We start from the raw sequence: 24,601 nt of genomic DNA on the forward strand, positions 1-24,601 counted from the left end.
TACCGGCAGGACGAGAGAAGCCGAAGCGGGGGCTGAGGGGGACACATGACCAATCCAGTCGTTCATCCGGAAACGCCGCATGTCGCCGTGGCAAGCGCCTGCACGGTCGGCGAGGGGGCCCTCTGGGACCACAGGACCGGAACCGTGTTCTGGGTCGACATCAAGAACCCGGGCATCTGGCGCTATCACCCGGAGACGGGCGAGCACTCCCGGATCGGGGCTCCCGAACGGGTCGGCTTCGTGGCCCTCACGGCTGACCCGGATGTGGTGGTCGCCGGGTTCAAGAAGGGCATCGCGCGGTTCGACCTGCGTGACGGCACGGTCCAGCCGCTCGTCTCCCCCGAGCCCGAGCAGCCGGGAAACCGCATCAACGACGGGGATGTGGGACACGACGGCGCGCTCTACTTCGGCACCATGGACGATGAGGAGGAGCATCCCACCGGATCGTTCTGGCGCTGGGACGGCAAGGAGCTGGCCCAGTTCCACAAGGGCTTCATCGTCACCAACGGCCCCGCCATCAGCCATGACGGGCAGACGCTCTACGCCACGGACACCATGGGCGGGACGATCTATGCCCTCGATCTGGACCAGGGCCGTGTCGGCGAGCCCCGCCGCTTCGTCCAGTTCGAGAAGGGCTGGGGCTATCCCGACGGCATGGCCGTCGATGCCGAGGGATACCTGTGGGTCTGCCACTGGGGCGGATCCCGCATCAGCCGCTTCGCTCCGGACGGGTCCATCGAGCGGATCCTCCCCGTGCCTACCGCGCAAGTGACGAAATGCGCTTTCGGCGGCCCGGATCTCACCACCCTCTACATCTCCACGGCGGCCATCGGCCACGATCCGCATATCGACCCCATGGCGGGCCACCTCTTCGTGGTGGAGACCGGCATCCGCGGCATGAAGACGAACATCTTCGAAGGATAAGCCATGACGATCGAACGGTTCGGCTCCATCGACGGGGAGGACGTCCTCGAAATCACCCTCAAGGGGCCGGACGGGATCGAGATGCGCGTCCTGACCTGGGGCGCCGTGGTGCGGGACCTGATCGCGCCTGCCGCCGAAGGGCCTCAAAGAACGGTACTGGGGCTCAATTCCATCGAGGACTACGTTGCCCACTCCCCCTATTTCGGCGCCATCGTCGGGCGCTACGCGAACCGCATCGGGCAGGCCCGCTTCGCCCTGGACGGGGAAGCATTCAGGCTCGATGCCAATGAAGGCCGCAATCAGCTTCACGGCGGCTCCAGGGGTTTCGGGACCCGCCTGTGGACGATCATCGACCACCAGCCCTCCAGCCTGACCCTCGCTCTCGTATCCGAGGACGGCGATATGGGATATCCGGGCCGCCTCATCGCCACCTGCACCTACTCCCTGCACGAGCCGGCGACGGTGCGGATCGCCCTGGAGGCCACATGCGACCGGCCCACTCCGGTCAACCTCACGACGCACGGCTACTTCAACCTGGATGGCAGCTCCGACATCTCGTCCCATCATCTGATGATCAAGGCGGACTACATCACCCCCACCACGCCCGATCTCATCCCGACCGGCGAGATCAGGAAGGTGGAGAGCACCGACTACGATTTCACCACCTTACGGCCCATCGGCGCGGCGCAGCTGATGCAGCGGCGCATTTCGTACGACACCAATTACGTGCTCCAGAGCGACGGCGGCGAGCTGGCCCATGCCGCTACGTTAACATCGCTCAAGAACGGCCTCGCGATGGAACTCTGGACCACGGAGCCGGGCGTCCAGTTCTATGACGGGCACATGCTGGACATTCCCGTTCCGGGCCTGGGGGGAGCACGGTACGGATCGCACGCGGGGCTTTGCCTAGAACCGCAGCGTTTTCCCGACGGCCCCAATAAGGCCCATTTTCCCCCGTGTATCTTGGTGCCGGGAGTGGTGTCCCGGCAGATCAGCGAGCTGCGATTCGCGTCGGAGTGAGGAACCCGGCAGCCAGCGTGACGGTTGTCTTTGCGGCGTTGCGTCTCGACAATAACGACAAGCCAAGAAAGGGAGATCCGCCATGCCGGTGCTCGATGCGAAAGCCCTGAAGACAGACCCGAAAGGGGCGGCTTTCCTGTTGGGCGTCCTGCGTCGCACTCCCGTGTCGCCTCCCAAGGACGAGTCCAAACAGGGCGCGGCGCAGATCCGCTCCGATCGGCGCCGCGAGGAATTTCTGCAGGAAGGCACCACGCGCCCCTGAGGGGCGCATTCAGGCCGCCGGGGTCGCGACCAGGCCCCGCTTCGCCAGCAGCGCATCCGGAGTCGGCAGACGACCGCGGAAGGCCTTATAGGCCTCGGCCGGATCGCGAAGGTTGCCGGCCGAATAGATGAAGCGCTTGAGCTTGTCCGCCAGCTCGCCGTTGAAGGCATCGCCCGTTTCCTCGAAGGCCGTGAAGGCATCCGCGTCCAGCACTTCGGACCAGAGATAGCTGTAATAACCCGAAGAATAGCCGTCGCCGGAAAAGACGTGGGCGAAATGGGGCGTGCGATGCCGCATGATGATTTCGCGCGGCATGCCGATCCTCTCCAGGGACTGCTTCTCGAACGCGGCCGCATCCAGTTCGCCCGGATCGGCAAGGCGGTGAAGATCGATGTCCACGAAGGCGGAGGCCAGATACTCGACCGTCGCAAAGCCCTGATTGAAGTTGCGTGCCGCCATCAGGCGCTGCAGCAGCTCCTCCGGGATCGGCTCGCCCGTGCGGTAGTGGGTTGCATAACGGCGCAGAATGTCCGGCTGCGACAGCCAGTGTTCGTAAAGCTGGGACGGCAGCTCCACGAAATCCGTCGATACGCTCGTACCCGCGAGCAGCGGATAGGTCACGTTCGAGAGCAGGCCGTGAAGGGCATGGCCGAATTCGTGAAAGAGCGTGCGCGCATCGTCGAAGCTCAGCAGCGAGGGCTCGCCCGGTCCGCCCTTGGCGAAGTTCATCACGTTCACGATGATGGGGCGAATGTCGCCGGTGAGCCGCTCCTGCGAGCGGAAGGCGCTCATCCAGGCGCCGCTGCGCTTGGAGCTCCGCGCAAAATAATCGCCGATGAAGATGCCGATCGGCGCTCCTCCTGAATCCCTGACCTGCCAGGCCCGAATGTCAGGATGGTAGCGCGGGAAATCCTGCAGTTCCTCGAAAGTGAGACCGAACAGGCGATGGGCCGTGTCGAAAGCGGCCTCGATGATGCGGTCGAGCTGGAAGTAAGGCTTGATGGTGGCCTCGTCGAGATTGTGCCGGGCCATGCGTACCTGTTCGGCATAGTAGCGCCAGTCCCAGGGCGCGATTTCGATGTTGTCGCCCTGGGACTGGGCCTGCGTCTGCAGGTCGTCCCGCTCACGCCGTGCGCGCTCGCGGGCCGGTGTCCAGACCTCGTTGAGGAGCTTGAGCACCGCATCGGGTGTCTTCGCCATGGTGTCGGCGAGCTTGAAATCGGCGAAGGTTGCGTAGCCCAGAAGCTTGGCCCGCTCGGCCCGAAGCGCCACCATTTCGGCGATGATGGCCTTGTTGTCGGTCGCATTGCCCGAATCGCCCCGTGCCGCCCAGGCCTTGAAGGCCTGCTCCCGCAGATCGCGGCGGCTGGAGAACTGCAGGAACGGCTCGATGCTGGAGCGCGAGAGGGTGATGACGTGCTTGCCTTTCAGCCCGGAATCCTCGGCGGCCTGCGCCGCGGCCTCGCGCAGGAACGAGGGAAGGCCGGCCAAATCCGCCTCGCCGTCGAGGACGAGCTTGTATGACCTTTCGTCGGCCAGGACGTTCTGGGCGAACTGCGTGCCGAGGGAGGCCAGCCGCTCCGTGATGGCAGCCAACCGCTTCTTCTTCTCGGGGTCCAACTGGGCGCCGGCGCGAATGAAGATCGTGCGGTAGCGGTCCAGAACCCGGGCCTGCTCCGGGTTCAGGCCCAGGCGCTCACGGTCCCGGTAGAGCGCTTCGACGCGCTGGAAGAGCGCCTCGTTCATGAAGATGCTGTTGCGGTGCTTGGCGAGGATCGGGGCCATTTCGCGCTCGATGGCCTGGATCGCATCGTTCGTGTGCGAGCCCGCAAGGTTGAAGAACACCCCGCCGACACGCTTCAGTGCCAGGCCGCTCCGTTCCAGCGCCTCGATGGTGTTGGCGAAGGTGGACTTCTCGGAGCTGCCGGCAATGGCGGCGATTTCCGCCTGCTGCTCGGCGAGAGCCGTGTCGAAGGCGGGCCTGAAATGCTCGGGCGCGATGCTCTCGAACGGCGGAAGACCGTGCGGGCCCGTCCAAGGGCGAAGGAGAGGGTTGGCCGTGCCGGCCTGGTCGGATGCAGTCATGGGATCTCCTTGCCGATGTCGTTGCTGGGCGGAGTCTTAAAGCATTTTGCGCGGATGTGGACCCGGTCGGCGCAAAATGCCCGAGACGTGAAGACGAGCCGCCTCAGCATGGCGAAGCTTCATGATCTCACCCGTTCACGGAAAACGGCGAGGGCCCCGCGCCCGCTTCCGAGGACAGATGGCGCCGGAGAAAAGCCAGCGCCCGCTGGGTCGCATCCCGATGAGCCTCGCCCCGAAAGCCATGGGCCTGCTCGGGATAGACTTTGATTTCGTGCGGTACGGCCTGCTGCCGCAGGAGAGCCTCGATGGCATAGGCGTTCGAGACGGGAACAATGGGATCCATGCCCCCGTGCAGGATGAGAGTGGGCGGCAGGCGGGCATCCTGCGCGATGGCCCCGTGAGGCAGAGGACCGAAATAGTTCACCAACGCCTTGATGCGCCGGTCTGCGCTCGAAACGGCGAGACCGAGGGCTGCACCAAGGGAGATGCCGACGATCCCGATGCGGCTGGAATCCGCATTCGCGTGGCTGGACACCCAGGCAAGGGCATCGTTTACCGTCTCCATCCAGAGCTGGAAGTTCTGGAACAGCGTACTGAAGGAAGCCCGCCTTTCGCCAGTGCGGTCGAGGTAATGGACAAGGTGAACCTGGTATCCTGCGCCGGCGATACTGCGCGCTCCCTCGCGATACTGGTCGTGGCCGCTCAATCCGTCGGCCCCGTGGAGCATGAGCACGGCCGGGCGTGGCGCGGTCCCGCTCGTCTGGAAGACGTCGACGGCGATGGACCTGCCGCCGCTCCTGAAGGTTTGGCGTTGTTCCGTCACAGGCATCGAGGTTGGCTTTCCGTCTTGGGATTGGGCAGGAGGGGAGGCAGCAAGAGCTGTCCCGATCAGGAGCGTTCGTCTGGTGATCGACATGGATCCGGTGGGGCTAGGCAACCGTGATGATAAAGAGATAGGAACGGGCTTTCCCCTGTCCGAGACGGCAAAAGGTCCCACGATCCGCTTCGCCTAACGGCCAAGGATCGTTCGGCTGTTCCGGGCGTTGTCGTGCTGGCCGCTGGGATCCCCTCAGGGCCGGACAGAGATCCAATCCATGCCGACCGCCCGAGCGCCCCTTCCCGTACCACCGCCGCCCGAGACGGAGATCCAGCCGCCGGGCGTCCCCGGCATCAGCGGTCTGATGACCCTGGCGGTCAGCGTCGTAGTCCTGGCGGCGCTCTATATCGGCCAGGACGTGTTCCTGCCGGTCGTGCTCGCCATCCTCCTGGCCTTCGTTCTGGCTCCTTTCGTCGACCTGCTGAGGCGTTGGCATCTCGGCCGCGTGCCCTCCGTCATCATCGCGGTTCTCCTCGCTCTCGGGATCATCGTGGCGCTCGGCACCGTCATCGGCTTTCAGGTTGCCGGGCTCGCCACCGACCTGCCGCGGTACCAGACCACCATCAGGGAAAAGGTCGGCTCCCTGCGGGAAGGAACGATCGGACGCCTGCCCTCCCTGCTGAAGGAGTTCAACAGCGCCGTGGAGGAGGGGACAAAGGAGGCCGTCGAGACGCCCCCTGCGTCCTCCGCCGCCGTCCCGGCGGATCCGCCTGCGCCGGAGCCCGGGCCTCTCCCGGTCGAGGTGCATGAGCGGGAGCCTACGCCCCTCGAGATCGCCCGAAGCATTGCCGTGCCGCTGCTGCATCCGCTTACGACGACAGGCATCGTCTTCGTGGTCCTGATCTTCATTCTCCTGCAGCGGGAGGACTTGCGGGACAGGATGATCCGGCTGTTCGGCTCGACGGATCTGCATCGGACCACGGCCGCCATGGACGATGCGGCGCGGCGTCTCAGCCGCTACTTCCTCACCCAACTGGCGCTCAACTCGGCCTTCGGCGTCTTCGTCGGCATCGGTCTGTGGCTGATCGGCGTGCCGAGCCCCGCCCTGTGGGGCGTCTTCACCACGCTCATGCGGTTCGTGCCCTATATCGGCTCCTTCCTGGCGGCCGCCTTCCCGGTTCTGCTCGCCGCAGCGGTCGATCCCGGTTGGTCCATGGCGCTCATGACCTTGGCCCTCTTCCTGATCAGCGAGCCGCTGATGGGGCATGTGGTCGAGCCTCTGGTCTATGGACAGAGCACGGGCCTGTCCCCGTTCGCGGTCGTGATCTCGGCGATCTTCTGGACCTGGATCTGGGGCCCTGTCGGCCTTCTCATCGCAACCCCCCTGACCCTCTGTCTCGTCGTGCTCGGACGGCACGTGGAGAGGCTGGAATTCCTCGACGTGCTCCTGGGCGACCGCCCCGCCCTGACACCGGCCGAGAACCTCTACCAGCGCATGCTGGCGGGCGATCCGGACGAGGCGCTGGAATCGGCCGAGGTCCTCCTCAAGGAGCGCTCGCTCACGTCGTACTACGACGAAGTGGCCCTCAAGGGGCTCCAGCTTGCGGCCAACGACGCGAACCGCGGTGTGCTCACGGGCCGCCAGCTCGAGCAGGTGAAGGAAGTCGCCCAGGCGCTCGTGCATGACCTGGGAACCCACGACGACATCGAGCCGGAGCCCGACGAAACCGACGACGAGCCTGTTGCCTCGCCGCAGAGTGCCAAGCCCGACATCAAGGAGCCTGCGATCGAGGGCGACCCGCGCGAGGAGGACATTCCCGACGCCTGGAGGGCGTCCGGCGCCGTCATGTGCATCGCAGGCCGCGGGCCGCTCGATGATGCCGCCGCCGACATGCTGGCCCAGCTCCTGGGCAAGCATGGTCTCGGAACCCGCACCATTCCGCACGCGGATGTCTCGCGGGCCGCGATCTTCAACCTCGATGCGACCGGCGTTCAGATGGTCTGCGTCTGCTACCTCGAGATCGGCGGAACGCCAGCGCATCTGCGCTATCTCCTGAGGCGTCTGCGCAAACAGGTTCCCAATGCCCCCATTCTGGTGGGATTGTGGCCCGCCGACGACAAGGTCCTGCAGGACGAAGCGCTGCGCAAAACTCTCGGGGCGGATTATTACGTCGCGTCCCTGCGCGACGGCGTGGTCTGCTGCCTGAAGGTCGCCACCAACAAGGCCAAGGCGCCCGACGAGAACAGCGCCGCACCGGCGGCGCCGCCGCCCGCGGAGGGAGCGGAGGCTGTCAAGCGCCTGCCGCTGCCCGCATGAGCCGGCGGCTTGTCAGGCCGCCGTCTCCTTGAGGAAGTTTTCCGCATAGTGGCAGGCCACGTAGCGCCCGTCGAGAAGTCGGGGCTGCGGCCGCTCCACCTTGCAGCGGTCCGTTACATAGGGGCAGCGGGTTGAGAACACGCACCCTTGCGGCGGGTTGAGGGGCGAGGGCAGCTCCCCTTTCAGCACGATGCGCTTGCGCTTCACGCCTGTGATGCCGGGCGTCGAAGACAGGAGCGCCTGGGTATAGGGATGGAGCGGACGCGCATAGATGCGCTCCTTCGGCCCCTGCTCGACCGCATGCCCCAGATACATGACGAGCACATCGTGGGCGATGTGCCGGACGACGCCGAGATCGTGCGAGATGAACAGATAGGCGAGGCCCATCTCCGCCTGGAGATCCGCCAGGAGGTTCAGGACCTGCGCCTGGATCGACACGTCCAGGGCCGAGACCGGCTCGTCGGCCACGACGAGCTTCGGCGAGAGCATCAGCGCGCGGGCGATGGCGATGCGCTGCCGCTGGCCTCCCGAGAACATGTGCGGGTAGCGGTTGTAGTGCTCGGGCCGCAGGCCCACCTTCGCCATCATGGCACGCGCCCGCTCGGTGCGCTCGCCCGACGGCAGATTGGTGTTGATGGCGAGCGGCTCCTCCAGGATCGTGCCCACCTTCTTGCGCGGGTTGAGGGAGCCGTAGGGGTTCTGGAACACGAACTGCACGGTGCGGCGCAGGTCCTTGGCCTTGCCGGCCGGCGGATTGACCGCGTCCATACCGTCCAGGGTGAGGGAGCCCTCGGTCGGCTTCTCGATCAGGGTCACCATGCGGGCGAGGGTCGACTTGCCGCAGCCGGATTCGCCCACCACCGCCAGGGTCTTGCCCGGCTCGATGGCAAACGAGATGCCGCCCACGGCCTGAAGGCGGCCGGGCTCCTTGAACAGGCCCTGCTTCACCTCGTAGACACGCTTCAGGCCCTTGGCTTCAACGATGGGGGCGCTCACGATGCGGCCTCCGCTCCGACAGGATGATCAGCTTGGATTTCGGCATTCCGGTTCGGATCGCCGAGCGGATAGTGGCAACGGATCTGGCCGCCGGCCCAGGGCCTCAGGTCAGGCCGCACATTGCGCGAGTGCTCGGTCGCATAGGCGCAGCGCGGGCTGAACAGGCAGCCCCTCGGCCGGTCGTAGAGACCCGGCACAACGCCTGGGATGGTGGCGAGGCGCGTGGCGCCCTCGCTCCGTTCCGGCAGGGCGGCGAGAAGGGCCGCCGTATAGGGGTGCTGAGGCGAGTCGAAGAGATCGGCGGCCGAGCGCTCCTCCATGATCTGGCCCGCATACATCACCATCACCCGCCGCGCCGTCTCGGCGACGACGCCCATGTTGTGGGTGATCATGACGAGAGCCATGTTCCGCTCCTTCTGCAGGGTCATCAGAAGGTCGAGGATCTGGGCCTGGATCGTCACGTCGAGAGCGGTCGTCGGCTCGTCGGCGATGAGCAGCTTCGGATTGCAGGCGATGGCCATCGCGATCATCACGCGCTGGTTCATGCCGCCCGAGAGCTGGTGCGGAAAGGCCGAGAGGCGGCTTTCCGCCGACGGGATGCCCACCTGCTCCAGGAGCTCGATGGCCCGCCGCCGCGCCGCCTTGCGGTCCATGCCTTCGTGCAGGCGCAGGGTCTCGGCAAGCTGGAAGCCGATGGTGAACGACGGGTTGAGACTCGTGGTCGGCTCCTGGAAGATCATCGCCACGTCCTTGCCCGTGAGCTTGCGCCGCTCGGATTCGGACATGGTCAGGAGATCGCGACCGTTGAAGGTGAGCTTGTCGGCCTTCACGCGGCCAGGAAACGGGATGAGGCCCATGACGGCCAGCATCGTGACGCTCTTGCCGGAGCCGGATTCGCCGACGACGCCGAGCACCTCGCCCTCGTCGAGCGTGAGGCTCACTCCGTCCACGGCGCGCATGACGCCGCCCTGGGTCGGAAATTCGACCGATAGGTTTTCGATTTCGAGAAGGGCCATGTCTTAGCGCTTCAGTTTGGGATCGAGGGCGTCGCGGAGACCGTCCCCGAGGAGATTGAAGGCAAGCACCGTGATGAGGATCGCAAGACCCGGGAAGGTCACGACCCACCAGGCACGGAGCACGAATTCGCGGGCATCCGCCAGCATGGTGCCCCATTCGGGCGAGGGCGGCTGAGCGCCGAGGCCGAGGAAGCCCAGGGCTGCGGCGTCCAGGATCGCGGTCGAGATGCCGAGGGACGCCTGCACGATGAGAGGCGCCGTGCAGTTGGGCAGCACTTCCCTGAACATCAGCCGCGCCGTGCCGGCGCCGCTCACACGGGCCGCCGTCACGTAATCCTTGGATGTCTCGGTGATGACCGCCGCACGCGCAAGGCGCACGTAATGCGGCAAAATCACCAGGGCGACCGCCAGCATGGAGTTCATGAGGCCGGGACCCAGCACCGCGACGATCACGATGGCGAGGAGGAGGCTCGGCAGGGTGAGGATGATGTCCATCAGGCGCATGATGAAGATCTCGGTCAGGCCCCGGAAGAAGCCGGCCACGAGACCGAGCACGGTGCCGATCACGATGGAGATCGCCACGACGACGATGCCGATGAGCAGGGACAGGCGGGCGCCGTAGATCAGACGGGACAGGATGTCCCGGCCGATCGGATCGGTGCCCAGGGGATAGGCGATGGAGCCGCCCTCCTGCCAGAAAGGCGGCTGGAGCGCGATTGTCGTATTGGTCACGTAGGGCGAATGCGGCGCCAGCACGTCGGCCAGGAGAGCCACCAGCACCACCGCGATGATGATGACGAGTCCGGCCACGGCGCCGTGATTGGCGCTGAAATAGCCCCAGAACTCGCGCAGTGGATGAGGAGGAGTGGCCGTATGTGCGGCGGCCGGGGGAGCTTCCATGGTTTCAGCGGTCATCGGTGGTGCCTGATGCGCGGATTGATGAGGCCGTAGGTGAGATCGACGAGCAGGTTGACGCTCATCACGACAATGCCGAGGAGGAGCGCGCCGCCCTGCAGCACGGGATAGTCGCGCCGGAAGATGGCGTCGATGAGCCATTTGCCGACCCCGGGCCAGGAGAAGATCGTCTCGGTCAGGATCGCGCCCGTGAAGAGCACGCCGACCTGCAGGCCGATGACCGTGACCACCGGGATCAAGGCGTTGCGCAGGGCATGGAGCGCGATGATGCGGAAGCGGGACAGACCCTTGGCCTTGGCCGTGCGGATGTAGTCCTCGCCCAGCACCTCCAGCATGGCCGAGCGCGTCATGCGGGCGATCACGGCCAGGGGAACGGTGCCGAGCACGATCGTCGGCAGGATCAGGTGCCGGACGGCGGACCAGAACGCGCCCTCTTCCTCGGACAAGAGCGTATCGATCAGCAGGAAGCCGGTGATGGGCTCGATATAGTACAGAACGTCGATGCGTCCCGAGACCGGCGTCAGGTCGAACTGGACCGAGAACAGCAGGATGAGGATCAGGCCCCACCAGAAGATCGGCATCGAGTATCCGGTCAGCGAAATGCCCATCACGCCGTGGTCGAAGATGGAATTTCGCCGGATGGCCGCCAGCATTCCGGCGGGGAGGCCGATCAGCAGGGCGAAGAGAATGGCGCAGACCGCGAGCTCGATGGTGGCTGGAAACAGTTCCGAGAACTCGCTCAGAACAGGCTCCTGGGTGATCATCGACTTGCCCAGATCCCCTTGGAGCACACGGGCAAGATAGATGCCGTACTGGACGAGGATCGGCTGGTCGAAGCCGTATTCCTTGCGCAGCTGCTCGTGGCGTGCAGGGTCGATCCCGCGTTCGCCAGCAAGGGTTTCGATGGGGTCGCCCGGGACGAGGCGGATGAGAAAGAAGGCGAGCAGCGTGATCCCGAGGAAGGTCGGGATGACAAGGCTGACGCGGGTGAGAATGAAGCGGAGCATCGTCGCAATGTAAAAAGGCGGAGCGGCGCCGAGGCCGCTCCGCCAGAGGTTGAGTGTTGAGGCTTACTTGCCCTTGATATCCACGCCGTAGAAGGTGTGGCGACCGAAGGGGGAGAGCTTGAAGTCGACGACTTCCTTGCGGACAGGCTTCAGCTGTACCGCGTGAGCCACGGTGAACCAGGGAGCCTGATCCTTGAAGATCACCTGAGCCTGCTCGTAGAGCTTGGTGCGCTCGGCCTGATCGGTCGTGACCTTCGCCTTCGTCACGAGATCGTCGAAGGGCTTGTGGCACCACTTCGCGATGTTCGAGCCGGAAGCAGACTGTGCCGAGGCGCAGCCGAGCAGGGTGTGCAGGAAGTTGTCCGGATCGCCGTTGTCGCCCGTCCAGCCGAGCTGAGCCATCTGGTGCTCGCCGGCCTGGGCCCGCTTGCGATACTCGCCCCACTCGAAGCTCTTGATCTCGGCCTTCACGCCGATCTTAGCGAGGTCGGCCTGCATGAGCTCGGCGATGCGGCGCGCATTCGGGTTGTACGGACGCTGGACCGGCATGGCCCACAGGTCCGTCTCGAGGCCGTTCGGGTAGCCGGCTTCGGCCAGGAGCTTCTTAGCGGCTTCCGGATCGTACTCGTATTCCTTCACGGCCTCGTTGTACGACCACATGGACGGCGGGATCGGGTTCTTGGCGGGAACGCCGCTGCCGAGGAACACCGCGTCGACGATGGCCTTCTTGTTGATGGCCATGTTGACGGCCTTGCGGACGCGCACGTCGTCGAAAGGCTTCTTGGTGGTCTGGAAGGCGAGGTAGCCGACGTTCAGGCCGGGCTGCTCGAGGATCTGGACGTTGGCGTCCTTCTTCATCGCCTCGAGGTCAGCCGGGTTCGGATACGGCATGACGTGGCATTCGCCCTTCTGGAGCTTCGCCCAGCGCACGGAGGCATCCGGGGTGATCGAGAAGATGAGGTCGTCGATCTTCGCCTTGCCGTTCCAGTATTCGGGGAACGCCTTGTAGCGGATGATGGCGTCCTTCTGGTACTGGACGAGGGAGAACGGACCGGTGCCGATCGGCTCTTGGTCGATCTTCTCGGGCGTTCCGGCCTTCAACATCGCATCGGCGTATTCCTTCGACTGGACGCTCGCCCACATCATGGCGAGATTGGCGAGGAACGGCGCTTCCGGACGGTTCAGGGTGATGCGGACGGTGTAGTCGTCGACCTTCTCGACCGACTTCAGCAGGGCAGGCATGCCCATGTCGTTGAAGTAGGAGTGGTTCGGGCTGGTCACCTTGAAGTAAGGATTCTCTTCCTTCCACTGGCGCTCGAACATGAAGACCACGTCATCGGCATTGGCCGTGCGCGTGGGCTTGAAGTTCTTGTTGGAGTGCCACTTGGCGTTCTTGCGCAGATGGAAAGTATAGACGGTGCCGTCCTCGGAAACCTCCCAACGCTCGGCGAGGCTGGGGACGACCTTCGTGCCGCCGCGCTCGAACTCGACGATGCGGTTGTAGATCTGCTCGCTGGCGTCGAAAGACGTACCGGTGGTGTTGACGCCAGGATAGAAGTTCTCCGGGCTTCCCTCGGAGCAATAGACGAGGGTTTTGGCCGCAAGCGGAGCGGCGGCCAGGAAGGCCGGAACGCAAACCGCTGCGAAGAGAGCTGATTTCTTCATTACATTGGTCCTCTGAGACGGCCACTCATGACCGTTCTGTGACGGAGTTAAGGTGCGAAGCCTCAATAAAGTCAATCTGTCCCGAACACCTTCCAGAATTTTTCGAAAAAATATACCATTTCGTGCCTAAAGCGCAGGGAATCGGGCGCCTCAATTTTGCGCGATTATGGCCAAGTCCGACGGGATTCTGCGCCGGATGCGCAACCTGCCGAAAGGTAAGCTTCCCCGCATTTCCTAGCCCAGATCGGCACTCTCGGTTCTGCGGATCGCTTCCGTCACCTTCGCGCCGAGTTCCGAGCGGTTGAAGGGCTTGTGCAGCACCGGATATGTCCCGGGCACCCGTTCGGGGTCGGCATATCCGGTCACGAGGAGGATTCCGAGACCCGGTTGAAGCTTGCGTGCCCTGTCGGCCAAGTCGAGGCCGGTCATGCCGGGCATGGCGAAGTCGGCGATCAGGAGGTCGAGCTGACTGTCCGTCTTGAGAATGTCGAGAGCGGATGCACCGTCCGCGGCCTCGACCACCCGGTGTCCCATCTCGCCGAGATAGGCTGCCGTGACGGACCGGACCTCCGCGTCGTCGTCGACCAGCAGAATGCGCACCTTGGCCATGGGAGCCAGGTCCGACGTCTCCTCCTGATCCGCCCGGGACCTGTCGACGGCGGCACGGGACAGGTAGAGCTCGACCGTCGTGCCGACGCCGACCGTGCTGGTGATGGCGACCGTGCCGCCGGATTGCTGGGCAAGCCCGTACACCATCGACAGGCCGAGACCCGTGCCCTTGCCGACCTCCTTCGTGGTGAAGAACGGCTCGAGGACGCGGCTCAGGATCTCCGGCGGCATTCCGGCTCCCGTGTCGGCGACCGAGATCACCACGTAGTCGCCGCGACCCAGATCCGTGACGCGTCCTTCCTCGACCGTTTCGTTCCGGGTCGACAGCGTCAGGACGCCGTTCTCCGCCATGGCGTCGCGGGCATTGATGCACAGATTGAGAATGGCCAGTTCGAGCTGATCCGGGTCGACCATGGCCATCCACAGATGCTCCGCCAGATCCCGCTCGATCCGGATGACCCCGCCGAGGGTGCGGGTCAGGAGGTCGTTCATGCCGCAGATGACCTGATTGACGTCCACCGTCTGCAGCCTGAGGTCCCGTTGCCGGCTGAAGCTCAGGAGCCGCTGGGTCAGGGATGCGCCGCGCTCCGCCGCGTATGTCGCGTTCTGGAGAAGCCTCGTCAGGCGCGGATCGTCCGGCGCCCGCCGGGAGGCGAGGTCGAGGCTGCCCAGGACCGCCATCAGCAGGTTGTTGAAATCGTGCGCGACCCCGCCGGCCAGGGTCCCAAGGGCCTGCATCTTATCGGCCTGCCGCAGGCGGAGCTCCATGACCTTCCGTTCGGTGATGTCCCGTTCGATGGTGGCGACATTCGTGACGGATCCCGCCTCGTTGAGGATCGGGATGTGGTTGACCAGAAACCACTGCGATGTGCCGTCAGGGCCGTAGCGCTCCTCCGTGCGCTCGCTCGGCTGGCGCGCAATGACCGCCTTCCTCTCGGCCTCTTCCGCCGATTGTGCCTGCTCGGGCGAGGCAAGCTCGCTCTCCTTGCGGCCAACGCAGGCTTCCGGCGGAAGATCGAGGCTTCTGGCCTTGCTGGTGTTGAGGCGCACGAAGCGGCCTTCGAGATCCTTGAAGGAGATCTGGTCCCCGGTGCTCTCCATCAGGCCGCGCAGAAGGGCGCGTTCCGTTTCGAGTTCGCGGGCCAGCAGGCGCCGCTCGTAGGCCGATGCCACCATGCTGGAGAGGGCCGCGGGATCCCAGGGCTTGGGAACATAGGCCATGATCCGGCCCTTGTTCACGGCGCCGATCACGGCCTTGAGGTCGGCATAGCCGGTCAGGAGGATTGCCTCGGCATCGCTCCGGTGACGCGCCCGCGCCAGGAATTCGTCGCCCGGCATTTCCGGCATGCGCTGATCGGAGATGATGATCGCGATGTCGGGCTCGTGCTCGATGATGTCGAGCGCCTTCAGGGGCGACGTGGTCGAAAGGACCCGGTAGTCGTTCTCGAAAAGATCCTCGAGCGCGACAAGGATGTCCGGCTCGTCGTCGACGACCAGGATCGTGCCGTTCCTTGTAGGGTTGTCGCTCGACAGCGTCATGCGATGCTCTGCCTTGGGATCGTGATGATGAAGCTCGTGCCTCCCGAGGGGCTGGAATCCACGGTGATCGTGCCCTTGTGGGCCTGAACTACGCTATAGGCGATTGCAAGGCCAAGTCCAGTTCCGGCCCCGACAGGCTTCGTCGTGAAGAAGGGCTCGAAGATGCGCTCGCGCAGCTCCGGCGGTATCCCCGGGCCCGTGTCGCTGATCCTGATGGTATAGCTTGTGTCGTCGCTCGATGTTTCAATATCGATGGCGCCGGTTCCGCTGATCGCGTCCGCGGCATTGCCGATGATGTTCATGACCACCTGGTTCAGGAGGGCGGGCGAGCAGTAGAGGTCCGGCACGGCGTTGTAGTGCCGGCGGACGTCGATGCGTGTGCCGAGCTTGTGGCCGAGGAGTGCCACGACGGTTTCGATCGATTCCCGAACGTTCACGGTCTGGAAATCGCCCTCGTCGAGCCGGGAGAAGCGCCGCAGGTTGAGAACCAGCTCCTGGATCCGCCCCAGGCCCAGCTTCATGGCCCCGACCCGTTCGATGCACTTGTTGATGGGCCGCTCCAGCCCCGCCTCCGGAGGAAGCCGCGTCGCGACGTCGGCAAGCACGCGTTCGACGGTGCCCTGGTGTGCCAGGATGAAGGCGAGGGGATTGTTGATCTCATGGGCGATGCCTGCGACGAGCTCGCCGAGGGAGGCCATCTTGGCGGCCTGGACGAGCTTGGACTGCGTGTCCTTCAGGCGGTGGTTCGCCTCCTCCAGCTCCCGATTGGCCCTGGCCAGGGCTTCGGCCGAGGCGGCTTCCGCCCTTGCGCGCTCGAAGGCGAGCTCGCGCTCGCGCAACTCCGCCTCGATGCGCCAGTTCTCGTCCTGCAGCAGCTTGCGGCGGACCAGGGCACGGATCCGGATCCGCATGACATCGGCATCGGCGCTCGTGGGCACGATGTCGTCGGCACCTGCGGCAAAGGCCTTGGACAGCATGTCTCCGCCGTCGTCGTTGCCTAGCCCGACGATGGAGAAGCTCGATACCTCCATGCCCGGAAGGGGAGCAAGTCCGCGATAGGCGTTGAGCTGCCGGCAGAGATCCAATCCGTCGAAGGTCGGGCTGAGGATGTTGACGAGGACGCAATCCCAAGCCGTGCTCGGAGAGCCGATCTGCCGGAGAGCCTCGGCCGGCTCCCGGGCCAGGGTGACGGCATAGCCCTCGCGGGAGAGAAGGTCCTGCAGGTAGGCCTGTCGGGTGGGGCTGTCGTCGACGATGAGGATGCAGGCCCTGCGGAACGTGCTGAAGCTCGGCGCCTCATGCCCTTCCTGGGCCTCCGCGACGGGAACGGAGCGCCGGCGGAGCAGGGCGCGGATCCTCAGGATGATGAGTTCCTGCTCGGCGGACTTGGAGATGTAGGCGTCCGCCCCGCTCTCCAGGCCCTGCCGCTCGACGGTGCGCTCCCGCGCTTCCGTGAGCATGATGACCGGGATGGCCCGCGTGCGCACGTTCAGGCGCATCTGGCGCGTCAGCTCATCGCCGTTCATGCCCGGCAGGTGATAATCGGCAATGACGAGATCCGGGAGCTTCTCGTTCAGGCCGTCGAGGGCAGCCTCCGCGGTCGCCTGCCAGCTGACCCTGAAGCCATTGGTTTCCAGGACATACCGGAGCTGAAGGGCCTGCGTCTCGGAATCCTCCACCAGGAGAATGTGGGCTGCCTGCGTCCCAGGACCCACGCTCATTCGCCATCTCCTCGGGTCAGGCGCAGGAGCCTCGGCCCGATCAGGTCCAGCGGCAGGCTGGCGCTGACGCCGCCCATGCGAACGGCGGCGGCCGGCATTCCGTAGACGACCGCCGTGCTTTCGTCCTCTGCCACCGTGTATCCTCCCGCTTGGCGCAGTTCGAGGATGCCCTGTGCTCCGTCCTCGCCCATCCCCGTCAGGATGACGCCCAGGCCTCTCGATCCTACCGTCTTGGCCATGGATTGGAACAGCAGCGTTGCAGACGGTCTCTGGCTGGCCAGCGCGGGAGAGGCGCTGATCTGCAGGGTTCCTGCCGGAGACAGCAGAAGGTGGCGGTCGCCGGGCGCGACGTAGACCTTGCCCGGGGCGGGGATTTCCTGGTCGCGCGCCACGCGGACCTCGAGCGGCATGAGCCCGTTGAGCCAGGAGGCGAAGCCCTCCATGAAGGGCGCCCCCATGTGCTGGACGAGCAGGATCGGAATGGGAAAATCGGCCGGGAAGGCGCCCAAGACCTTCGCCAGAGCCGGCGGGCCGCCGGTGGAGGCTGCGATTCCCATGATCGAGGGCCGGAGGGGCGATCTTTCCCAGTCCCGCTTCTGCACCAGCGCGGGTTGAGCGTTCGGACGCCAGGCGAAGGAACGCTGTCTGACGACCGGAACCTGGCTCATGATGTAGAGCTGGGTGCAGATGGTTTCGGCAATGCCGTCGAAGCCTGCACTGGTCAGGCCGACGGGCTTCTCCACGACCGTGAGCGCTCCGGCGCGAAGCGCGTTCATGGAGATCTTGAGCGACTCGTCCTCGACGCTGCCGGCGATCACGACGATCGGGGTCGGGTGGTCCGACATGATCCGGCGCGTCGCCTCAAGCCCGTCCATGCCGGGCAGACGGATATCCATGGAGATCACGTCGGGCTGGACGCGGCCGATCTCGCGCAGCGCCTCCTCCGCGGAGCCGACCGCTGCGGCCACGACCAGGCGCGGATCGCGGGCGATGATGTGGACGAGAAGCTGCCGCACGACGAGGGAATCCTCGACCACCATCACGCGGACAGGGACTTGCGACGTACTTCTCACAGCAACTGCCCGATCGTTGCCAGCAGTTCGCGCTGGTCGAACTTCTGTTTGGTGATATAGGCGCTCGCACCGAGATCGAGACCCCTGCGCACGTCCTCAGGATCCGCGCGCGACGTCATCAGGATCACGGGTATCGATGAAATGCGCGCATCGGCCTTGATCGCCTGCAGGAGACCGAAGCCATCCATGCGCGGCATCTCCACGTCGGCGACGACGAGATCCACCATGGTTTCTCCCGAACGCAGCACGTTCAACGCGTCGATTCCGTCGACGCTGAGAAGAACCTGATAGCCCTGGGCCTCGAGGATGCTCTTCTCGAGGGTGCGGGTCGTGATCGAATCGTCCACCACGAGGACGGTCGTGGCATGTCGCTCCTTGTCGGGAGCCCATGCCGAAAGTCCCATTCCTCCGGCAGCGAGGCGACTCTCGTTGCGCACCCAGTGGTCGATCAGGAGTTCGGGATTCAGAACGAGCGCCGGCATCTCGTCTTCCATCAGAACGGTGCCCGAAACCATCGCGTCGAGGCCGATGGCCTCGACATCGTTGACGAGCATGGTGCGGACGTCGTGAAACGCATTGACCGCGAAGGCGCAATGGCGTGCTCCATGTCGGACGAGCACAGCCTTCACGTTTCCGGCCTCGATGGGAATCTGGGCATTCGGAGATCCTGTCAGTGCCGCCAGGGCGATAACAGGTATGACAACGTCCTGCCCCCTTACCTCGATCCGAATGGTCGGGCGTCCTTCCACACTTTCCAGCGATTCCGCGCGCAGCCGGAGCAGGCGTTCGACCGCATGGGACGGCACGCCGTACATGCGATCCTCCGCCTCGACCAGGAGGAGAGACTGGCGTGCAGCCGTGAGAGGGACATTCAGCAGAACCTCTGTTCCCCAAGGGAAGCGCGGCCGCATCAGAACCGATCCGTGCAGTTTGCGGGCCGCCTCGGCCACGACGGAGAGTCCCATGCCGCGGCCTGAGAGGCGGTCGACCTCGTCAGCGGTCGAGAAGCCGGGGGTGAAGACGAGCGAGAGCAGTTGGTCGAGCATGGGCGGCATCGCATCTTCCGCCCTGGGCGCCAGGAGGCCGCGCCCGATGGCGACCTTTTCGATCCGCTGGAGATCGGGGCCTCGGCCGTCGTCCCGGATGCTGACAGCCAGGCGGCCGCCCCGGGAAGCGAGCTCGAGAACGATCTCGGCCCTCTCGGGCTTCCCTTTGCCTGCGCGTTCCGGCGCCGGCTCCACGCCGTGGCTCACCGCGTTGCGCAACAGGTGCATGATCGGATCCTTCAGCGCCTGCAGGACCCGGCGGTCGACCTGAAGGTCGAGGCCGATGGTGCGCACATGCACGTCGCGACCTTCCTCCCGGGCGATTTCGCGCACCATATGGCCGAAGCCGCCGAAGACCGTTTCCGCCGCGACCAGCGAAATCCGGTCGATATCGTCCCGGAGCTGGCGTGCGGCCTGATCGATGGACCAGGAGGATTGCTTCCGGCTACGGGCAAGGGCCGAGAGCTTGCGGAACAGAGCTTTCAGATCCTGGTCGAAATCCCGCAGGCGAGGCGTTGCGGCACCCGTCGTCCGTCCGGTGCGCTCTGCTGCGGATCCCTTTCCCGCAGGCGCCGTTGAGACGAGCTGGGCATGAAGCGCGTCCCAGCCGCGCCGGAGGCCGCGCACCTCGACCTCGATCTGCCGCAGAGTGTCGTCGAACGCCTCGTCGTCCTGCAGCTCCGCCACGAGGGCGTGCATGGAGCTCGAAAGCTGCTCCATCTGTTCGGCGGCAACGCGGAGATAAGTGCCGGCACCCGCATCTGCGGGCGGGGTTGCGTCAGGCTTCGGCGGATGGTCCTTCCGCTCCTCCGCCTTCTGGGGAGGAGGTGCCGCAGGCCGCTCCCCGGGCGAAGTCGACTTCAGCGCCTGCAAGGCCGCCTCCGCCGACGCGGAACCGGCCGGTCCGGAGGATTCGGCGACGAGATCCTCGATGGTGTCGAGGCTCAGGCGGACGGCCGCGATCGTAGGCTTGTCCAGCTCCTGCCGTCCCTCCAGGATCCGCGAGAAGAGGGCCTCCAGGTGATGGGCCACCTCTTCGACCGCCGGCAGGTCGACGGCGCGGGCCGCCCCCTTGAGGCTGTGGGCGCGGCGGAACACGTCCGCCATGTCGATCGTGCTTCGGTCCGCGCCATCGAGGGCCGACCGGATCGCATGAAGATGCTCCCGATGCTCGACCTCGAAGGCTGCCAGCAGCTGTTTGCGGATATCCGTCACGATACGCGGTTCTCCGGTCCTGCGCGATCACAACCGATAGCGTTCGACGAGCCCGAGCAGCTGCTGCGAAAGATCCGAGAGGTTGGCCGCAGCCATATCGAGCTGGCGCGTTCCCGCCGCCGTCTGCTGGCTCGCCTGACGGATGTTCTGAAGGGCGCCCATGACCTGCTCGATGCCGAGCTGCTGCTGGTTCGTGGAGGCCACGATCTGCTGGAAGGTCTGAACGCTCTCCTGAACGCGGGTGGAAATCTCGGTGATCGTCTGCTGCGTCGTGTCCGTACGCTCCTTGCCGGCCGAGACGCGCTTCACGGCCTCCTCCGTCAGCATGACGGACGAGTTGATGCCGCGCTGGATGTCGCCGAGGATCGACCGCACCTGGGTGGTGGCATCCTTGGCCTGATCCGCGAGAACCTTCATCTCGGACGCGACGACGGCGAAGCTGCGGCCGTTCTCGCCCGCCGCTGCGGCTTCGATGGCCGCGTTGAGGGCCAGAAGATGGGTGCGTTCGGAGATGTCGTTGACCGTGGCGATGATCTCGCCGACCGCCTGCGTCTTCTCGCTGAGGGCGACGATGTTCTCCGCGACGGTCTCCGCCTGCTCCCGGATGGCATCCATCGCGCGCGCCGTCTCATCGACCGCCTGCAGGCCGGAAAGGCTGGTCTGAGCCGTCGCTTGGGCCGAGGCGATGACCTCCTGCGCCCGCTTGCCGATCTGGGCGCCCGCATGGGTGATCTCGTCGACGGTGGCGGCCGTCTCCTGGACGGCGGCGAGCTGTTCCTCAACGCTCGCGGCCTGCTCCTGGGTCGAGGCGCGGATCTCCGCCGCGGCGGCATTGAGATTTTCCGTGGCCTCGCGGCTCTGGCGCGCCAGCTGGCGCAGGCCCTCGACCATGCTGTTCAGGGTTCCGCCGAGGCGTCCGATCTCGTCGTTGCCGGTCATGGCGGTCTGACCTGCCAGGTCTCCTCGTCCGACCCGCTCCACGAAAGCCATGAAGGCGTTGAGGGGATTGGAAATCGAAGAGCGCAGGGCATAGGTGATGAGGACGCTCAGCAGAGCGACGCCTGCAAGGGCGAGCGCAATCGAAAGCCGGCTCTGCTCGTAAACCTCTCCGACGCGCTGCTGCCCAACCGCGATGGCCTGGTTGACCAGGTCACGTGTTTCCTCGAGAGTCCTGTTCCAGGCACTGCGGCTGGTGTTCAGGGCGTTCTGGGTCGCCTGGGCTGCGGCGAAATCGCTGTTCTGGAGCGCCGTGAACTGCTGTTCGGTGGCGGATCGGATCCGGTTCAACTCGCCGTTGGCGGAATTGAGAAGCTCCGCCGTCCGCCGCCAGGCGTCCGCCCGTTCGTTGGTCACCGAACGAACCGCAAAGCTGTTGGTCGCGGCAATGGCCTGCGCCAGAGCCGCCTCCGTCGAAGCGGCCAGCCGTCCCCACTCCGCGATCAGTTCCTCGACATTCGCCTGCTGCTGGCCGAGCGCGCGAAGAAGATAGCGCGACAGCACCTCCTCCCGCACGGCGCGCATTCGGTTCTGCTGCTCGCCGACCATATCGATCTGCCGCATCGTGGAGAGATCGCGCGAGACGATCGTTTCCGTGGTCCGGCGAACATCCTCGAGCTGGGAAATCGTGTAGAGACCGAGCCCGACCATGAGGGCAACGATGACGGCGAAGCCGAGAAGAATGCGATTCGCGATCGAGACCGTCACATTAAACTCCAGGGGCAGGGGAAGAGGACAGGAAGGGGTGAAGCAGGCGGTCGACGTCGAGCAGAGATAGGACTCGCTCCTGATCTGCAAAGCCGGATGCCGCCTTGGCATAGCCCATGACGGCATCCTTCCGGAAATCGCCGGTCGTCTCGGATGCGAGACGGGTGACGTCCGCAACCTCGTGAGCGCGATCGACGCAAAGGGCGACTCGCGGCTGCTCCCGGCGGAGCAGCACCAGGTGGCGGTTCGCTCCATCCGTGTCCGAGGGGCCCTGTCCGAGGGCGGCGCCAAGGTCGATCACGCTCACCAGATGACCGCCGCGGCCGAGCACCCCCATGAGGGCCGCAGGGCCGCCCGGGACCGGCATGGGAGGCCGGAAGGGAAGGATTTCGGCGATCCTGTCGAGCGGAATGCCATAATGTTCGTGTCCGGCGCCGCAGATCAGGACACGGGTCACATCCGCGACAGGCTCCGTGCGGTCGCCGGGTCTGCTGGCGAGGCGTTCGGTCCTCTCGTCGAGAATGAAGCGTGCCCTCTCTTCGGCGGACAGGAGCCTTGTCCGGTCGAGCTGCCTGAGCTTGCGGCGCAGGGATTTTGCCATGTCAGCCCCTCCGCTCGGCCAGTGTGACCGCCTGGAGATGGACCCGGATGAGGTTGCGCAGGTCCTTGGCCGTCAAGCCGTCTCCTTCGGTGATGGCATGGTCGTCGGGCAGGGTGCCCGCGATGAGGGCCGCGTTCGCCATGGCACGCCGTCCGGGTCCGGAGCGCCCGTCCGCCAGGAGCAAGAGTCCGAGGTGGTAATGAGCCATGGCAAAGCTCTTATCCAGATAGATGCAGCGACGGAAGGCCTTCTCGGCCTCGGCCGGGCGTTTCATGGCCTGAGAGATCAATCCTTGGTAAAAGTGGAGGGCGACACTCAGGGGCTCGTCGACCAAGGCCTTCCGGGCCAGGGCATCGGCCGCTGCAAGCTCTCCGGCATTGGCCTTGGCCCTGACCGCGGCCAGGATGTCCCCCGCGGGCTGAGCCGGGCGGGCCGGAGCCTTGGTCCCTACGGCTTTGGTGGGGGAGGGGCCGGAACTCCTGGTCCCCCGGTCCGGCGGAGGGGGTGGGGAGGAAGGCGGCGGCAGCTTCGGAAGCCAGACGGACGGCTCCTGCGTCGGCGCCTCCGGCGGTGCGTCGGGGGCTTGGTATTCCCCGGAACGGCGGCGGTAGGCCACGGTTCCCGGCAGGCTCACGGCCTGCATCATCGCCGAGAATGACGGATTGGGCTCGGCGTGCCCCACGAGCATCCAGCCGTCGTCCAGAAGGCAGTTGCGCAGGGCGCCAACGACCTGGTTCACGGTCTCGGGGTGAAAGTAGATGAGGACGTTGCGGCACAGAATCAGGTCGAATTCGGTGAATTGGAGGGGAGATGTGCCGTCCAGGAGGCTGAGCAGGTTGTGCTTTTCGAAGCGCACGAGGGACCGGAATTCCGGCTTGAGCTGCCACTGCTCGCGTTCCATGGGCAGGAAATACTCGGCTCGTTCCTCCGGCGGGATCGAGCGGAGGGCCCATTTGCCGAACCTCGCCTGCCGGGCGGTCACGAGAAAGTTCTCGTTGATGTCCGTTCCGACGATGCCGATGCGCCAGTTTTCCAGCTCGCCGCCCAGAAGCTGCCTGACGAGGATCGCGAGCGAATAGGGCTCCGCGCCGGTTGCGCAGCCGGCGCTCCAGATGCGCAGGCGCCGCTCGGGGCGCTTTCGCTCAACGATCTCGGGCAGAATCGTCCTGCGCAGGGCCGCGAACTGCTCCGCATAGCGGAAGAAGAACGTCTCGCCGATGGTGATCTCGGTCTCCAAGCGCGCCCATTCCACCGGTCCGGACGCCGGATTGCGGAGCAGGTCCAGGTATTGCGAGCAATCGCGCAGGCCGGTCGCCTGAAGGCGGCGGCGCACCCTCTCCCAGAGGAGGTCGTCCTTGTCCTGGTAGTAGAAATGGCCCGTGCGCTCGATGACGAGGCTTTTCAGCCTGGGGAAGCTTGCATCGAGGGGAAGGCCGGGGGCCGGTCGCGCGGCCATCAGGCCGGAACCGTCCACTCGTTCAACCGGGATTGCGCATTCCGGCCCAGTTCGTCCAGAACCTGCTTCTCCTCGGCGAAGAGGACGCGCTCCAGCGACAGAAGGTGGACCAGGCGGCCGTTTCGGTCGATCTCGGCCTCGACGCAGCCATTCAGGCTGTTCTCCGGCCTGACGGGGGAGAGCTGAGCTTCGCCGACATCGGTGACGTCGAGGACCCGATCGACGAGAAACGCCGCGGGGCCCGAATCCGTCACCTTGTCGATCAGGATAAGGTGACGATAGAGATCCGCCTCGGTGGCTCCCTCGCGCCTCTGAAGACCGAAGAGAACGTCCAGCCGGACGACCGGAACCGCCGCGCCGCTCAGGTTGAAGAAGCCGGCCACGGGCCGGGGCAGGCCCGGCGGATGCCAGAGGCGCGGCAGCGGCAGAAGTTCCTTGACGGAATGCCTGCGCAGGGCGCAGGCGATGCCGCTCACATCGAAGAGTATGACCTGCAGGCTCGCCATTGCTCACGTTCTGATCGGTTCGGCGGGGGGAGGGCTTGCGCCTCGTGCGGCGATATATTGGGCGCCGACGCGCGGCCTGCAATGTCCGGCAAGGCGGATCCCGGCCG

The 24,601-nt window shown here is 65.5% G+C and carries 19 protein-coding genes; 4 read left to right on the top strand and 15 right to left on the bottom strand.

Features of this window, described 5'->3' with window-relative positions:
- Nucleotides 1–45: 45 nt before the first annotated feature.
- The 3 genes from ACFOYU_RS26880 to ACFOYU_RS26890 all read left to right on the top strand — a co-directional run bounded on the left by ACFOYU_RS26880 (nucleotide 46) and on the right by ACFOYU_RS26890 (nucleotide 2,206).
- Nucleotides 46–924, top strand: a complete 879-nt coding sequence (locus tag ACFOYU_RS26880) for an SMP-30/gluconolactonase/LRE family protein (RefSeq protein WP_226739003.1) — start codon at nucleotides 46–48, stop codon at nucleotides 922–924.
- 3 nt (nucleotides 925–927) lie between these two features.
- Nucleotides 928–1,944, top strand: coding sequence for an aldose epimerase family protein (locus ACFOYU_RS26885; protein ID WP_377035892.1), 1,017 nt, complete (start codon nucleotides 928–930; stop codon nucleotides 1,942–1,944).
- Between the two features lie 82 nt (nucleotides 1,945–2,026).
- A complete protein-coding gene (locus ACFOYU_RS26890; protein ID WP_377035893.1) occupies nucleotides 2,027–2,206 on the top strand; it encodes a hypothetical protein in 180 nt (59 codons plus the stop codon).
- Nucleotides 2,207–2,215: 9 nt separating this feature from the next.
- Here the strand turns inward: ACFOYU_RS26890 and ACFOYU_RS26895 are convergent, their stop codons facing one another.
- Both ACFOYU_RS26895 and ACFOYU_RS26900 read right to left on the bottom strand, forming a co-directional pair.
- A complete protein-coding gene (locus tag ACFOYU_RS26895) occupies nucleotides 2,216–4,291 on the bottom strand; it encodes a M3 family metallopeptidase (RefSeq protein ID WP_377035894.1) in 2,076 nt (691 codons plus the stop codon).
- A gap of 127 nt (nucleotides 4,292–4,418) precedes the next feature.
- Nucleotides 4,419–5,120 carry a dienelactone hydrolase family protein gene (locus tag ACFOYU_RS26900; RefSeq protein ID WP_377035895.1) on the bottom strand — a complete coding sequence of 234 codons (702 nt, stop codon included), beginning with the start codon at nucleotides 5,118–5,120 and terminating at the stop codon, nucleotides 4,419–4,421.
- A gap of 265 nt (nucleotides 5,121–5,385) precedes the next feature.
- On the opposite strand from ACFOYU_RS26900, the gene ACFOYU_RS26905 reads away from it, so the two are divergent.
- The gene (locus ACFOYU_RS26905; RefSeq protein WP_226739008.1) at nucleotides 5,386–7,425 is read left to right on the top strand and encodes an AI-2E family transporter; all 2,040 of its coding nucleotides are present in this window, start codon (nucleotides 5,386–5,388) and stop codon (nucleotides 7,423–7,425) included.
- A gap of 12 nt (nucleotides 7,426–7,437) precedes the next feature.
- Here ACFOYU_RS26905 and ACFOYU_RS26910 read toward each other — a convergent pair whose 3' ends face one another.
- The 13 genes from ACFOYU_RS26910 to ACFOYU_RS26970 form a co-directional block, all read right to left on the bottom strand.
- Nucleotides 7,438–8,421 (bottom strand): peptide ABC transporter ATP-binding protein, encoded by a 984-nt coding sequence (locus tag ACFOYU_RS26910; protein ID WP_377035896.1) that lies wholly within the window; start codon nucleotides 8,419–8,421, stop codon nucleotides 7,438–7,440.
- Nucleotides 8,418–9,437 carry an ABC transporter ATP-binding protein gene (locus tag ACFOYU_RS26915; protein ID WP_226739012.1) on the bottom strand — a complete coding sequence of 340 codons (1,020 nt, stop codon included), beginning with the start codon at nucleotides 9,435–9,437 and terminating at the stop codon, nucleotides 8,418–8,420. The genes ACFOYU_RS26910 and ACFOYU_RS26915 overlap by 4 nt, the downstream gene beginning before the upstream one ends.
- A gap of 3 nt (nucleotides 9,438–9,440) precedes the next feature.
- Nucleotides 9,441–10,352, bottom strand: coding sequence for an ABC transporter permease subunit (locus ACFOYU_RS26920; protein ID WP_226739014.1), 912 nt, complete (start codon nucleotides 10,350–10,352; stop codon nucleotides 9,441–9,443).
- Nucleotides 10,349–11,359, bottom strand: coding sequence for an ABC transporter permease subunit (locus ACFOYU_RS26925; RefSeq protein ID WP_226739016.1), 1,011 nt, complete (start codon nucleotides 11,357–11,359; stop codon nucleotides 10,349–10,351). Before ACFOYU_RS26925 ends, ACFOYU_RS26920 begins: the two co-directional genes overlap by 4 nt.
- A 63-nt stretch (nucleotides 11,360–11,422) precedes the next feature.
- The gene (locus ACFOYU_RS26930; protein ID WP_226739018.1) at nucleotides 11,423–13,024 is read right to left on the bottom strand and encodes an ABC transporter substrate-binding protein; all 1,602 of its coding nucleotides are present in this window, start codon (nucleotides 13,022–13,024) and stop codon (nucleotides 11,423–11,425) included.
- Between the two features lie 234 nt (nucleotides 13,025–13,258).
- Nucleotides 13,259–15,172 (bottom strand): response regulator, encoded by a 1,914-nt coding sequence (locus ACFOYU_RS26935; RefSeq protein WP_377035897.1) that lies wholly within the window; start codon nucleotides 15,170–15,172, stop codon nucleotides 13,259–13,261.
- Nucleotides 15,169–16,893, bottom strand: a complete 1,725-nt coding sequence (locus ACFOYU_RS26940) for a response regulator (RefSeq protein ID WP_226739022.1) — start codon at nucleotides 16,891–16,893, stop codon at nucleotides 15,169–15,171. Before ACFOYU_RS26940 ends, ACFOYU_RS26935 begins: the two co-directional genes overlap by 4 nt.
- Nucleotides 16,890–17,933, bottom strand: coding sequence for a chemotaxis-specific protein-glutamate methyltransferase CheB (cheB, locus tag ACFOYU_RS26945; protein WP_377035956.1), 1,044 nt, complete (start codon nucleotides 17,931–17,933; stop codon nucleotides 16,890–16,892). The genes ACFOYU_RS26940 and cheB overlap by 4 nt, the downstream gene beginning before the upstream one ends.
- Before the next feature lie 29 nt (nucleotides 17,934–17,962).
- Complete coding sequence (locus ACFOYU_RS26950) at nucleotides 17,963–20,227, bottom strand: response regulator (RefSeq protein ID WP_377035898.1); 2,265 nt, start codon at nucleotides 20,225–20,227, stop codon at nucleotides 17,963–17,965.
- A gap of 27 nt (nucleotides 20,228–20,254) precedes the next feature.
- Complete coding sequence (locus tag ACFOYU_RS26955) at nucleotides 20,255–21,931, bottom strand: methyl-accepting chemotaxis protein (RefSeq protein WP_377035899.1); 1,677 nt, start codon at nucleotides 21,929–21,931, stop codon at nucleotides 20,255–20,257.
- Nucleotide 21,932: 1 nt separating this feature from the next.
- Complete coding sequence (locus tag ACFOYU_RS26960) at nucleotides 21,933–22,532, bottom strand: chemotaxis protein CheW (protein ID WP_377035900.1); 600 nt, start codon at nucleotides 22,530–22,532, stop codon at nucleotides 21,933–21,935.
- A gap of 1 nt (nucleotide 22,533) precedes the next feature.
- The gene (locus ACFOYU_RS26965) at nucleotides 22,534–23,988 is read right to left on the bottom strand and encodes a CheR family methyltransferase (RefSeq protein ID WP_377035901.1); all 1,455 of its coding nucleotides are present in this window, start codon (nucleotides 23,986–23,988) and stop codon (nucleotides 22,534–22,536) included.
- Entirely contained in the window at nucleotides 23,988–24,494 is a 507-nt protein-coding gene (locus ACFOYU_RS26970; RefSeq protein WP_226739032.1) for a chemotaxis protein CheW, read from the bottom strand. The genes ACFOYU_RS26965 and ACFOYU_RS26970 overlap by 1 nt, the downstream gene beginning before the upstream one ends.
- Nucleotides 24,495–24,601 lie beyond the last annotated feature (107 nt).

This window comes from Microvirga sp. GCM10011540, from assembly GCF_042650665.1.
Classification (GTDB): domain Bacteria; phylum Pseudomonadota; class Alphaproteobacteria; order Rhizobiales; family Beijerinckiaceae; genus Microvirga; species Microvirga lenta.